Raw genomic sequence first — 13,068 nt, 5'->3', positions numbered from 1 at the left:
ATTTACCTAAATGATTAACATCGCATCGCCATAGCTGTAAAAGCGATACTTCTTCTTTTTTGCCACTTCGTATGCTTTAAAAATCATATCTCGTGTGGCAAATGCTGAAACGAGCATCAGAAGAGTAGAACCGGGCATATGGAAATTAGTTAAAAGTTTATCCACCACCTTAAAATCATAGGGAGGAAAAATAAACTTATCTGTCCAACCCATCCCCGGATTTATTCTATACTGATTTATGTAAACCGATTCCAACGCTCTTGTGGTCGTGGTTCCAACGCTCATTATCTTCTTCCCCTGTTCCATAGCGTTGTTCACTATATTAGCAGCGTCAATAGGTATTTCAAAATACTCCGAATCCATTCGATGCCTTGATAAATCTTCAACATGAACGGGCTTGAATGTTCCGAGTCCCACATTCAAAACTATCGGAACGACATGAACGCCTTTCTTTTTCGCTTTTTCGAGAAGCGGAAGAGTAAAATGAAGCCCTGCTGTCGGTGCAGCTACAGCTCCCACATGGGTTGCGTACACCGTCTGGTAACGTTTCTTATCCACTTTGGTCGCTTTTCTCTTAATGTAAGGCGGCAATGGAGCTGAGCCAACTTTATCAAGTATCTTATAAACGTCATCACCGTTGCAGGAAAACCGCACTACTCTGCCGCCGGAGACGGTATTATCAATTACGTCACAGGTTACTTCTTTGGTTATGCTGAGCTTATTGCCGATTCGGACTTTACGAGCCGGTCTGACAAGAACTTCCCACATATTGCTTTCCAGCTCCCTCAAAAGGAAAAGCTCTACTTTTGCGTTTGTTTTTTCTTTTATTGCCTGAACGCGAGCAGGAAAAACCTTTGTCTCATTTAGAATCAGACAATCGCCTTTCTCCATATAGTCAATTATGTTATAAAAAGTCCTATGCTCGATCTCACCTGTTTCTTTGTGAAGCACCATCAATTTTGATCTATCTCTTTTTGGTAATGGCGATTGCGCCACAAATCTATCCGGTAAATTATACTGGAATTCTACTAATCTCATCCCCATATCATTCTATCTCCTAATCTGTAAACATCGATCCTTGAATATTATTTGGAATTTTAATTCCAAAATGTTTATATGCTCGGGCAGTTACTTCTCTGCCTCGATTCGTTCGCTGAATAAATCCTTCCTTTATTAGAAAGGGTTCGTAAACTTCCTCAATGGTGCCGCTTTCCTCGCCAACTGCAACTGCGAGACTATTTAGACCAACAGGGCCACCACCGAATTTTTCTATTATTGTTGATATAACTTTTTTGTCCATTTCGTCTAATCCAACTTCGTCCACTTGAAGTTTATCAAGAGCGCTTTTGGATAAACCGATTGTAATGTCGCCCGTTCCCTCAACCTGCGCGAAATCCCTTACCCGTCTCAGAAGCCTGTTTGCTATCCTCGGCGTTCCCCTTGAACGCTTGGCAAGCTCCTCCGTCGCTTCTTCGCTTATTCCTACTTGCAGTATTTCCGCCGATCTTTTTATCACCTTCTTTAGATCTTCCGTCTTGTAAAAATCCAACCTTTCCACCACACCGAATCGTCCCCTGAATGGTGATTCAAGCAAACCGGCGCGGGTTGTTGCCCCGATAAGGGTAAATCCGGATAGCTTAAGCTGGACGCTGCGGGCACTTGGACCTTTATCAATCATAATGTCGATTTGATAGTCTTCCATCGCGGAATAAAGATATTCCTTAACGCTCGCATTCAACCGGTGAATCTCATCTATGAATAAAACATCTCTTTCGTTTAATTTGGTTAACAACCCGGCAAGGTCGCCCGGTTTATCAAGAGTAGGGCCGGAGGTCATCGAAATTTCGACTCCGAGTTCGTTGGCTATGATATTGGCAATGGTAGTCTTTCCAAGTCCGGGAGGACCAAAAAGGAGTACATGGTCCAAAGGCTCACCTCTTCCGAGAGCTGCTTTTATGTACAATTTGAGATTATCAACTTTTTCTTTTTGCCCGATAAAATCCGAGAACAGTTTCGGTCGGAGAGTTTTTTCTAATTCCCGTTCGCCGCTGAGTTCAACAGGAATGGAAATATCAGTTCTTTTGTTTTCGTCGGCGCTCATTTTCTCGCTATAACTTTTTCTACCGATTTCACAATATCCGCTGCGGTCAATCCGTATTTTTCCATCAATTCGTCCGACTCACCCGATTCTCCGAACGTATCATCAACTCCGATTATTTCCATCGGAACAGGCTTGGAAACCGAAAGCACTTCCGCGACAGCGCTCCCAAGACCACCCATTCTTTGATGTTCCTCTGCTGTAACCACCGCCCCGCATACTTCAGCGGCATCTATAAGTGCGTCTGAATCAATCGGTTTTATTGTATGACAGTTCAATACACGAGCCGATATCCCTTTTTCGGACAACACTTTTGCGGCAAGTAGAGATTCATACACCAATCTCCCGCATGCCACTATTGCAACATCACCACCGTCTATCAATAAATTTGCTTTTCCGATTTCAAAAGGAGTGTCTTCAGTTGTATAAGCGGGAGACCCTTGTCTTCCGAACCGAAGATAAACCGGACCGTGAATTTCAGCAGCCTTTATTGTGGCTTTTTTCGTTTCTAATACGTCGGAAGGCACGATGACCTTCATATTGGGAAGCACTCTCATCATTGCGATGTCTTCCAAAGCCTGATGTGTAGCTCCATCGGGACCGACTGTAATACCGGTGTGAGATGCTGCGAGTTTTACGTTTATATTATTATAACAAACAGAAATTCGTATCTGATCCATAGTACGGGTAGGCATAAACACGCCAAAACTTGCGGCAAACGGAATTTTTCCGGATAATGCCAATCCTGCCGCCATACCGACCATATTCTGCTCTGCAACCCCGCTTTGGAAAAACCTTTCAGGCCACGTTTTTATAAATTCACCAAGTTTCAAGCTCCCCGACAGGTCCGCGCAAAGAGCCACCACATCTTCATTGTCACTTCCAAGAACTACCATTGCCTCGCCGAATCCGGCTCTTGTAGCTTTTTGCTCCAGATCATTATACAGATCAGCTACGAGTTTCATTTCGGGGTTAATTCCGCTCATAACCCTCCTGCGCAAGTCCCAACTCCGCTAATCCCTCCATCAGTTCTAACCTGTTCGGCGCTATTCCATGCCATTCATATTTATCTTCCATAAAACTGACGCCTTTACCGGGAGTTGTGTGAGCTATGATGCATATCGGCTGCCCTTTCATTTCTATAGCCGAATTCATCGCCTGCAATAGCTGCTCCATATCGTTTCCGTTTATCTCAATCACCAGCCAATTAAAAGCTTCAAACTTATCTCTCAGCGGCTCTAACGGAAAAATATCTTCGGTGTTTCCGTCTATTTGTATATTGTTCCTGTCGATAATTGCAACAAGGTTATCCAGCCCCCATTTCGCGGCGGCATTTGCCGCTTCCCAACTTGAGCCTTCCTGTAATTCACCATCGCTTAACATCGCAAATATATGGCGATCAGCCTTATCCATTCGGGCTGCCAATGCCATTCCCACAGATATGCTCAGCCCCTGTCCGAGAGACGCGGCGCTGGTCTCGATTCCAGGTAGATCAAGTCTGCTGGGATGCCCCTGAAGTTTGGAACCTAACGTTCGAAGAGTCTTTAATTCATCAAGGTCAAAATATCCTGCCCTTGCCAATGTTGCATAAAGAACAGGACAGATATGACCGTTAGATAAAACGACCCTATCCCGCTCCTCCAACAAAGGGTCGTTTGGATCGAAATTCAACACACTAAAATATAGAGCGGCAAATACGTCCGCCATTCCCAATGACCCGCCCGGATGACCGGAGCCTGCTTTTTCCAACATACGCAAAATATCACCTCTTATTTCATTGGCGATATTCGTTAGAGATTCTATATCATACTGATGAGGATTCATAAATAAATTTGCTATAAGCTATTGTAATATAAGGCATTTTAGACGTTTTTCCAAGAACTATCTAATGCCTTCCGTTTAATATTTTTTTAATGTATTGACCCGTATATGAAGTTTTAGATTTCGCTACTTCTTCAGGCGTTCCGGTTGCTACAACCCTGCCTCCCTCGTCCCCACCTTCCGGTCCAAGATCAATCAGATAATCTGCCGTTTTGATTACATCTAAATTATGTTCTATTATTATTACGGTATTCCCAAGATCAACCAATCTGTTAAGGACCTTCAGCAGCATTTTAATATCTTCAAAATGTAAACCGGTAGTAGGTTCATCAAGTATGTACAGAGTTTTCCCCGTATCTATTTTGCTTAATTCGGAAGCAAGCTTTACTCGTTGAGCTTCTCCACCCGACAGAGTAGTGGCTTGTTGACCGAGATGAATATAGCCTAAACCAACATCCGTCAAAGTTTGAAGCCTTCTCTGGATTCTTGGAACTTTTTGAAAGAATTCTAACGCCTCTTTTACGGTCATTTCCAAAATATCAGAGATATTCATCCCTTTATACCGAATATCAAGAGTCTCCCTGTTATATCTTTTCCCCTCGCAGGATTCACAGGGAACATAAACATCAGGAAGAAAATGCATTTCTATTTTTATAATCCCATCACCCTCACATGCTTCGCACCTTCCACCCTTCACGTTGAAACTAAATCTTCCGGGTTTGTATCCGGCTATTTTCGAATCCGGTAAATTACTGAAAAGCTCTCTTATATATGTGAACGTTCCTGTATAGGTAGCCGGATTAGAGCGTGGAGTTCTCCCGATGGGCGATTGATCTATGTCCACAACTTTATCTATATTGTTCATTCCGTCAATGCTTGAATGATTTAGAGGCATTTTAATGCCTCCATAAATATGTCTCATCAACGCAGGATAAAGCGTTTCATTTATCAGAGTACTTTTTCCTGATCCCGATACACCTGTCACTGCGATAAAAAGTCCAAGAGGTATATCTACATTCACTTTCTTGAGGTTGTGGCCGGTCGCGCCATTAATAATCAAGAATTTACCGTTGTGTTTTCTTCTCTTTTTCGGAATTTCGATTTTTTTCCTGCCGGACAGATATTTTCCGGTCAACGAATGTTTATGTTTTTTTATAAAAGCCGGTGTGCCTGAGGCTACTATTTTACCCCCGTTTTTACCGGCTCCCGGCCCAAGATCAATAACCCAATCAGCTGCTTCGATAATTTCCTGGTCGTGCTCCACAACGAGAACCGTATTCCCCATTCTCTTGAGATTTTCAAGAGCGTCTATCAATCGCCTATTATCCCGCTGATGCAAGCCGATAGAAGGCTCATCAAGAATATATAGAACGCCTACCAGCTGAGAGCCTATCTGTGTCGCAAGCCTGATGCGTTGTGATTCTCCCCCTGATAAACTGCTCGACCGACGATCAAGAGTAAGGTAATCAAGACCTACATTAAGAAGAAATTCTAACCGCGACTTCACCTCGCTGATTATCTGGTTAGATATTTCCTGTTGAGTCTTGGAGAGTTTTATTGATCCAATAAATTCTCTCACTCCTTTAATAGATTTATTCGTAAGCTCTTGAATATTTATTCCGCCTACCCTTACAGCTAGACTTTCCTTACGTAATTTGCTTCCATTACACTCGGGGCACGGTTTGATTGACATAAATTTTTCTATCCAACCACGAATCCCGGCTGAACCGGTTTGTGAATATCGTCTTTTTAGATTCGGTAATACCCCTTCAAATTTCGTCTGATATTCCCCTTTTGCCTTTCCATTACTATGGACGTATTTGACGGTTATCTCCAGATCACCGGATCCGTATAAAAGAATATCTTGCGACTCTTTCGAAAGGTTCTTCCATGGCGTAACGAAGTCAAAATTGAATTCCGCAGCTACGCTTTTCAGAATTGAGGAAAACCAATTTCCCCTCGGTTGACCGCCAATCGGTTCTATAGCTCCCTGAGCAAGGGAGAGTGACGGGTCAGGCACAACCAGGTAAGGATCTACATCCATTTGTGTACCAAGACCGTGGCAGAGATGACATGCGCCATAAGGACTATTGAAAGAAAACATTCTTGGAGCTAATTCTTCATAAGATATTTCGCAATCTGTGCAGGCAAATTGTTCGCTGAACGTATGCATTTCTCCTCCCAGCACATCGACGAAAATCAATCCGGAACTTAAATGTAACGCGGTTTCAACAGAATCAGTCAGTCGCTCTTTTATGGTCGGCTTGACTACTAATCTGTCCACAACGACTTCAATGTCATGTTTCTTATTTTTATGAAGCTTCGGAATATTTTCCAAGTCGTGGAGTTCGCCGTCAATTCGCATTCGGACGAATCCTTTCTTTTGAACTTCCTTGAACAGCTCCTTGTACTCGCCTTTTCGCCCTCTTATTAAAGGTGATAGTACGTGTATGCGCTTACCTTCGGGTATATTTAGAATGGAATCAACAATTTGCTGTACCGTCTGCCGTTCGACTATTTTACCGCAATTATAGCAATGCGGTACACCGATGCGGGCGTAAAGCAACCTCAAGTAATCGTAAATTTCTGTTACGGTTCCCACCGTAGATCGGGGATTTTTTGATGTTCCTTTCTGCTCTATGGAAATCGCCGGCGATAAACCGTCAATGTAATCAACATCAGGCTTTTCCATAAGCCCAAGAAACTGTCTCGCATAGGAGGATAGCGATTCTACGTATCGCCTCTGTCCTTCAGCATAGATTGTGTCAAAAGCCAGTGAAGATTTTCCTGAACCGGATAGTCCTGTGAGTACAACGAGTTTTTCTCTCGGTATATCTACGTTTACGTTTTGAAGATTGTGTTCCTTCGCGCCGCGTACTGTTATCTTGTTACCTGCCACCATCATTCCGTTTATATTCGAACATTGAATATACGAAATTATTGAGGCGAATTCAAGCAGTATTTAACGAATTTCCCCTTAATATCAACAACTTATCGGAAACGGACAGGGGCATCTTGAAGATGCCCCTGTTATCTGAACGAGATGTCAAAAACTCAGAGTTTTTTCAAAAACTCCTTAGAATCCTCCTGTCGCCCTGCGTCCTGACGCTCTACTACTTCCATAGATAAACATTTTTCAAAGGCTTCTTTTGCTTTCGCCTTTTCGCCTAATTTCTTGTAGGTTACGCCAAGCTCAAAATAGTGCAGCATCCTGTCAGGCCGAAGATCTATTGCTTTATCAAAGTTCATAACAGCGTCTTCATTTGAGGCTGAAGGAAGCCCGCCATATATTATTTTCGCAGCGGCTCTCAAAAACCAGGATAAATTTGCTACTTCCCGGTTCCATCTTCCCAGTACGTGATAGGAACCGTCCAAATTCGGATTCAGTTCAATTGCCTTTGTAGCTTCCTCTTTCACTTCTTTTGATAGGTTGACTTTTTTCTTACCGCCGGAAAATAGCGCGACTCGCCCCACTGCAACCGAAAGAAAGAGATGGCAATCTGCATTGTCCGGATATATACTCACACAATCTCTCGCCCATTTTTCCGCATCTGCGTAGTGAGCCTTGGTTTCATCTTTACTATCCGCGAAAAACCCCATGTCAGTGTATTCCCTGACAATCTTCCAGATATAAGTAACATTGGATGAATCTTCCTTATTTGCGTTCAAATAGGATTGAAGCGCCATTTCAGTATTAAACGAATCTCTATATGCATCTCCTTCAGATTCAAACTTTTCGGCTGCGCTCATCTCCATATGCATTTCATGCATGGTCGTATCATTATCCATCATTAGTGAATCTTCTCCACCCATATCTTGGGCGTATAATCCCAATGGTACCAACAGCATACTGACTATCATCACTGATTTCAGGTATCCCGGCATAATTTCATATTCCCTTTTGATTAGAAAAATTCTACGTATATTATTTTTATCTCTCTGCTTGCCGCATCCCTATCAACTCTGTTTCCTAAAATATTATTCACGTCAAACTCAATTACTAACTTCTCCACGAACGACCATCGAAGAGCAACGTTAAAATAACCGTTCCCCGAGCCGAGCGTATTATCACTGTTGTCGTTGAGAGCAAAATCATATTCCGCAAGCAATGATATCTCCTCGTTGATGCTCTTATCGAAACCCACCCACAGATTCAGGTCGCTGTCGCCGTCATCATCCTCAAAACTTTTATTTGCTCCGCCATGAAATCCGAGATTACCGATCATGCTGTAATTTTTACTCAGTGCGACATAGATTCCGGGCGATTTAATCTGATAGCGGATTAATTCTTCCGACCATGAGCCGTATCCCTGGCCGCTAAATCCAATCGAAACTGCAGGGCCGGAATAACTCTCTTCCATAAGCCTGTACTTAATATTCACTTCAGGCCTGGGATTCCATTCAACATCACCTTCACCAATGATGTTTAAACCTCCGTAAGTGGCTCCAAAAGTTATCCTGTCGGTGAGTCCAACCGCCACACCTCCCAGCAATCCACCGCCCGGATAAACTCTTAATTCAAAATCATAACTTCCTCTGGCTAATGAGCCGGCAGTAGGCCTGTTTATGAGGTTTCGCTGTTCAAATAATGTTATGTCCTGCGCGGGAAGAACTGATGGTAAAAGTAGAAAAAAAACAAAAATTCTCATCTTTACAAGCATATTTTGGAACTCCTTAAGATGAATTAAACTTAATATAAACAACTATCTCTCTGAAACACAAGCAAAAGAGACTCACTTTATACGCTACTGAACAGGATTTGCTCCCGAAAAATTTATTCGGAAGATCCTGTCGAGATTTTGGAGCTGATTCTATTATTCAATATCAGTAGAAAGCTTGTATCGAAGAACGCGATTGTTGCCGATATTGGTAGATTTCTCTACCTCAATAACCGCTTTTTTCAATCCATATTCGCTTCGCCGATACTGCCCCTTTGAAACGGATAAAGGTGCAATAATCAATGCGCTTACAAAAATTATTTTATAAATCAATTTCGTTTAATATAGTTTATTGTCTCTATTTTTTATGTTAGGCATTAAAATTACCGGCTCACCAATTTAACTATTGATTGATTTCTTGTCAATATGAATCAACCTACTTTTTAAGCCTGAATCACAATTTTTCCGATTTCAATTCCCATATGATTTATCAATATCGGAAATTTTAATCGTTCCAAATCTACGTTAGGCGTCAAACCCAACTTATCCAAGATATGCAGAACTGCCGGCACTACCGCCCTCCGACTTCCATCGTGCACTTTAAGCGCTAATGAAATAGGGCCGTCCTCACTGTGAAATGCCATACATTGTATGCCTTCAGCCCCCATCTTTGAGAGTAATTTTCCGTTTCCGGCTTTCATCATCAGCGTATCAAATCGACCTGTTCCGCCAATAAGCACAGGGTTTGATGTCATTATGTTCCATATTCTTTCCAAATGAGTTCCGTTTTCGGCTGCGGCTATTTTATGGTAAAGCGTCGCCATATTTTTCAAAGTTAGATAAAATACCGGTGCCGAACAGCCGTCAACTCCGACGGTGACATCTTCTTCACCGGTCAGTTCTTTAATCACATTCAGTATCCTTTGCTGCACAGGATGGTCGGGATTCAGATAATTATCCAATTCTTCGTCCATAGCTTTTGCAATAGCCAACATAGCGGAATGTTTTCCCGAGCAATTGTTCTGCAACACAGATGGTTCAGTTCCGGATTGTCTCAATTTATTCTTAACTTCTCTTCCTAACGGAGTATGAATACCGCATTTGAGGGTCGATGAATCTATTCCGGTTTTTTTAAGGATACTTTTTACCGTTTCGACGTGAATTTCTTCTCCTGAATGAGATGCGCAGCAGACAGCAATCTCTTTATCCGTGAAATCGTATTTCACATCCACATTGTTATTTAGGAAAGGAAGAATCTGAAATGGTTTTCCGGCCGAGCGGATGAATGATCTCAGTTCTGAATCGCCGTACTCTGCAATCAGTTCTCCCGAAGGACCGATGACAGCTGCGCTTACCGAATGAACACTTTCAATATCGGCATTCCGATATACTAATATTTTTATCTTCTAAATTCCTCTTGAAAAGGACATTGAGAGAAATTCATTTGACTAAGTCTAACATATCCCGAACAGAACTCTCCAATCCAATTATCATCGCCCGGCTAACTAAGGCTCCGCCTACCGTGACAGTGTCAACCTGCTCAATTTCTGCGATGTATGCCACGTTTTGAAAAGTCAATCCACCTCCGGCAATGACTCCAAGATCAAATTTGAATGCCGCGCGGGCTACGGAGGCAATCCTCTCAAGTTCCAATGTTCTGTCGTGATAGTTTTGCGTTCCGGCAAAACGAGAAGTATTTATGTCCACATAATCTGCCCCTAAGCGAGAAGCTGTTTTGGCATCTGCCACTTCAGGATTTATTCGAATTGACAGCGCCAAATTCTTGTTGTTCTTCAATACAGAGATCGCTTCTTTCATATTCGTTGCAACCCTAGAATCTTTTAGTCCTAATTCATCGTCCAAAGTTACTATTTCGGAATTGATGGACAGGGCTTTATCCACCAGTCTTTTCGAAGAATTTATAACAAGGTTTAGCCTTGAATGTACTACTTCCTGTAATATCGTTAAATCCCGTATCCGTTCCTCTTCCCTGTCTTCCGTAAGCGTAATTCTTATGCTATCCGCACCGGCTAATTCGGCTGCCATAGCAAATGTGGCCGGATCCATGGACTCGGAGATAGTGTCTCTCATCTTCGCTACAGGATCTAATTTTACTTCTAATAATGACATAAAAACCTCTGATTATTCAGTTAATTTACAAGCTGTGATGGAAAAACAAATTGAAATCCATCTTCAATCATAGATGGAATTGCCCTTTTTAAAGCTGATATCGTTTCGGCATTGACGTGCCCGATACCTATTGCCCAACCCTCATCACGCGCTTTTTTCTTCAGCTCGTCCAATCTATATTCGATAGTCTTAATATCTTCCGAGCTATCAAGAAATATAGTTCGCCTTGATGCCGGAATTCCCATTTGCAGCGCTTCCGTATAAGCCACGCTTGAAGCGTGAGTCACACTGTCGATAAAATATAAGTTTAGCGGGCGTATTACAGCAAGGAATCTCTTAATACCTTTCAAATCTCCCGTCATTTTTGAACCTTGATGATTATTGATTCCTGATGCTCCCGGAACTCCCGTTAGAGCCGCTTCAATTATTTTGCGCATTTCATTTTCAGACATATTTCCCTTCAAAAGAAAATTCTCCTCACGTCCCTGTTGTTTAATTGATTCCATCGGTAAATGGAGTATCAGTTCTTTTTGGTTCTTCAAACATTCATACGCAATACGTTCGGAATGCTCATGCCCGGGAATTACAGCGAACGCCATTGGAATTCTTATCTCCATCAGATCGTTTACTCGTTCATCCCAAAAGTATCCGAAATCATCTATTATTATCGCAATTAATCCTGAGTTGATATTTCCCTTTTTTCTAAATTGTACTTTATAGCTTTTTATGTCCGTGTTGTTTATGGTAATGTCAAATCCGCTGTTTTTGGAATTCCAAATGATCTCGGCGCTGGCTCCCACTCCCTCAAACTCTTTTCTTATTTGTTTTTGAATCCAATATTTTCCGAATCCATCAGGATAGCTATAATAAACATCATTTCCACTTCCATTTAATCGCAACGGCAATCCGTTCGCGTTCAATGATCTGATAAAGTTTTTCTCTAAATAAGTTTCTAAATTTTCCGCTGTGAGAACCGAAATTTCATTTTCAAAGCCTGCATAATGATTTCTCACAATAATTATAATGTCGATTATCAGCCATACCGCGATCCAGATAAGAATTATCCTCTTAAAATATCGATTCATCTATCCACCTGTTGATTCTCCATCCATTCCCGAAGCGTTCTTTTGAAAATGTAAAAACAGATGTTCCGCTCAGCTGAATTTCTGTTCCGAGCTTCAACTGAAAGCCTTTTGATATTCTTGCCTTTTTTGCTCCTTCAAAATATGCTATACTTTCCACAGAGTCCGGCTGCGGCGTCCAATAAGACTCCTCGATAGTGCTGTTCCATTCCAGCGTTATCCCTTTCACCGCCCGGAACAGCCCTGCTGTTGCCTTAAGCTCCACATCTCTTCCCCAACTGTCGAATCTACCTGTACCCTCCACAGTTGGATCGAAAAATATGAACACAAATCCGGTATCAATAAGTTCGCTATAAACCAGCGAATCTCCGAAGATGTAAGCGAACCGGAAATTTTCTAAAACTTCTTCCGGGTTCGTTCTTTCCGTTAATACAGCGCTTGCGTTCGCATCTATGTTGCCAAGCTCGGGCGCAAAAGGATTCACGCAAGCAAATAGCTGGAATAATATAATTATGGATATTTTTCTCACTGCGCCCGCGCCTTCATCTCGCTCCATGTGGGTAAATCTAATGTATCAGGCTCGCCGCTGAAAGTCAGATCTTCCCAACGGTAAATTGACCAATTTCCATTAGAATCCTCAGACATTCGTATTCTCGAAATCCCTCTCATATTTGTTGGTACGTTGATTAATTCATGCTCAATTTGCAGATCATATACTTCATCGAACAGAGCCGTATCCGATGGAATAGAAGGCTCTTCAAAAGAAGTGAACACTAAACGGGATAAAGCTCCGTCAGGAAGTGATGATTTTGCAAATATGAAGTTTATGTAAAGCCGCTCTTCATCAAGCCCCCACTCTGTGAATGAGCCGGGATTACTGATTGCCGTTTCCTGATCGGGGATATACAAAAAGTCTCTTCCCGACACGGACGGATCTGTCAAACAACGCATATAATTTTCAGAATTGCGCTCCAAAAAGGCGTTGGACATATTAACCAGTACAATTTCAGGGGTAGTCGGCTGCTGCCATAAGCTTCTGACAACATCGTCATTCGGATCTTCGGCATCCCTCGTACCAAAAAGAGAGTCGCACCCAGAAAAAAGTAAAAGCACAGCTGCGAAAAGAAAATATTTCATCGTCAAAACATACATAAAGACTCACCGAATGTCAATAAAACTGCTGTTTTATGATAGGATAAACCTTGCGGGGTTGGCGCTTTCAGGGCAAGCCCTGATTAGCACCTATGACGGATTACCCCTTAGATGATTTTTTTTAAAA

Annotated in this window: 13 protein-coding genes; all 13 read right to left on the bottom strand. The window is 42.2% G+C overall.

All coding sequences use genetic code 11. The annotated features are described in order from the left end of the window. Positions 1-6 precede the first annotated feature (6 nt). The gene (gene queA / locus IIB39_01140) at positions 7-1,038 is read right to left on the bottom strand and encodes a tRNA preQ1(34) S-adenosylmethionine ribosyltransferase-isomerase QueA (protein MCH8927304.1); all 1,032 of its coding nucleotides are present in this window, start codon (positions 1,036-1,038) and stop codon (positions 7-9) included. Positions 1,039-1,057: 19 nt separating this feature from the next. Then, positions 1,058-2,101, bottom strand: coding sequence for a Holliday junction branch migration DNA helicase RuvB (gene ruvB / locus IIB39_01135; protein ID MCH8927303.1), 1,044 nt, complete (start codon positions 2,099-2,101; stop codon positions 1,058-1,060). Then, positions 2,098-3,084, bottom strand: a complete 987-nt coding sequence (locus IIB39_01130; protein MCH8927302.1) for a transketolase family protein — start codon at positions 3,082-3,084, stop codon at positions 2,098-2,100. Before IIB39_01130 ends, ruvB begins: the two co-directional genes overlap by 4 nt. Further along, on the bottom strand, positions 3,071-3,922 hold the full coding sequence (locus IIB39_01125; protein ID MCH8927301.1) for a transketolase: 852 nt from the start codon (positions 3,920-3,922) through the stop codon (positions 3,071-3,073). Before IIB39_01125 ends, IIB39_01130 begins: the two co-directional genes overlap by 14 nt. 61 nt (positions 3,923-3,983) lie before the next feature. Then, entirely contained in the window at positions 3,984-6,821 is a 2,838-nt protein-coding gene (uvrA, locus tag IIB39_01120; GenBank protein MCH8927300.1) for an excinuclease ABC subunit UvrA, read from the bottom strand. Positions 6,822-6,973: 152 nt separating this feature from the next. Next, positions 6,974-7,804 (bottom strand): hypothetical protein, encoded by an 831-nt coding sequence (locus IIB39_01115; protein MCH8927299.1) that lies wholly within the window; start codon positions 7,802-7,804, stop codon positions 6,974-6,976. Positions 7,805-7,824: 20 nt separating this feature from the next. Next, complete coding sequence (locus tag IIB39_01110; GenBank protein ID MCH8927298.1) at positions 7,825-8,580, bottom strand: hypothetical protein; 756 nt, start codon at positions 8,578-8,580, stop codon at positions 7,825-7,827. A 153-nt stretch (positions 8,581-8,733) separates the two neighbouring features. Then, the gene (locus IIB39_01105; protein ID MCH8927297.1) at positions 8,734-8,910 is read right to left on the bottom strand and encodes a hypothetical protein; all 177 of its coding nucleotides are present in this window, start codon (positions 8,908-8,910) and stop codon (positions 8,734-8,736) included. A gap of 110 nt (positions 8,911-9,020) precedes the next feature. Then, the gene (locus tag IIB39_01100) at positions 9,021-9,980 is read right to left on the bottom strand and encodes an asparaginase (GenBank protein ID MCH8927296.1); all 960 of its coding nucleotides are present in this window, start codon (positions 9,978-9,980) and stop codon (positions 9,021-9,023) included. A 37-nt stretch (positions 9,981-10,017) separates the two neighbouring features. Next, entirely contained in the window at positions 10,018-10,707 is a 690-nt protein-coding gene (locus IIB39_01095; protein ID MCH8927295.1) for a pyridoxine 5'-phosphate synthase, read from the bottom strand. 20 nt (positions 10,708-10,727) lie between these two features. Next, positions 10,728-11,792 (bottom strand): divergent polysaccharide deacetylase family protein, encoded by a 1,065-nt coding sequence (locus tag IIB39_01090; protein MCH8927294.1) that lies wholly within the window; start codon positions 11,790-11,792, stop codon positions 10,728-10,730. Next, positions 11,776-12,318 (bottom strand): hypothetical protein, encoded by a 543-nt coding sequence (locus IIB39_01085; GenBank protein ID MCH8927293.1) that lies wholly within the window; start codon positions 12,316-12,318, stop codon positions 11,776-11,778. Before IIB39_01085 ends, IIB39_01090 begins: the two co-directional genes overlap by 17 nt. Then, entirely contained in the window at positions 12,315-12,941 is a 627-nt protein-coding gene (locus IIB39_01080) for a hypothetical protein (GenBank protein ID MCH8927292.1), read from the bottom strand. Before IIB39_01080 ends, IIB39_01085 begins: the two co-directional genes overlap by 4 nt. Positions 12,942-13,068: the final 127 nt, after the last annotated feature.

This window comes from Candidatus Neomarinimicrobiota bacterium, assembly GCA_022573815.1.
Lineage (GTDB): Bacteria > Fidelibacterota > SORT01 > SORT01 > SORT01 > JACZTG01.
This window is presented reverse-complemented; position numbering and strand designations above follow the sequence as displayed.

What these genes read in the sequence shown, in the direction of transcription:
- IIB39_01110 (MCH8927298.1), bottom strand. Translation starts at nt 8,580, where the DNA reads ATGCTTGTAAAGATGAGAATTTTTGTTTTTTTTCTACTTTTACCATCA.
- uvrA (MCH8927300.1), bottom strand. Translation starts at nt 6,821, where the DNA reads ATGGTGGCAGGTAACAAGATAACAGTACGCGGCGCGAAGGAACACAAT.
- ruvB (MCH8927303.1), bottom strand. Translation starts at nt 2,101, where the DNA reads ATGAGCGCCGACGAAAACAAAAGAACTGATATTTCCATTCCTGTTGAA.
- IIB39_01080 (MCH8927292.1), bottom strand. Translation starts at nt 12,941, where the DNA reads ATGTATGTTTTGACGATGAAATATTTTCTTTTCGCAGCTGTGCTTTTA.
- IIB39_01130 (MCH8927302.1), bottom strand. Translation starts at nt 3,084, where the DNA reads ATGAGCGGAATTAACCCCGAAATGAAACTCGTAGCTGATCTGTATAAT.
- IIB39_01125 (MCH8927301.1), bottom strand. Translation starts at nt 3,922, where the DNA reads ATGAATCCTCATCAGTATGATATAGAATCTCTAACGAATATCGCCAAT.
- queA (MCH8927304.1), bottom strand. Translation starts at nt 1,038, where the DNA reads ATGAGATTAGTAGAATTCCAGTATAATTTACCGGATAGATTTGTGGCG.
- IIB39_01115 (MCH8927299.1), bottom strand. Translation starts at nt 7,804, where the DNA reads ATGCCGGGATACCTGAAATCAGTGATGATAGTCAGTATGCTGTTGGTA.
- IIB39_01090 (MCH8927294.1), bottom strand. Translation starts at nt 11,792, where the DNA reads ATGAATCGATATTTTAAGAGGATAATTCTTATCTGGATCGCGGTATGG.
- IIB39_01095 (MCH8927295.1), bottom strand. Translation starts at nt 10,707, where the DNA reads ATGTCATTATTAGAAGTAAAATTAGATCCTGTAGCGAAGATGAGAGAC.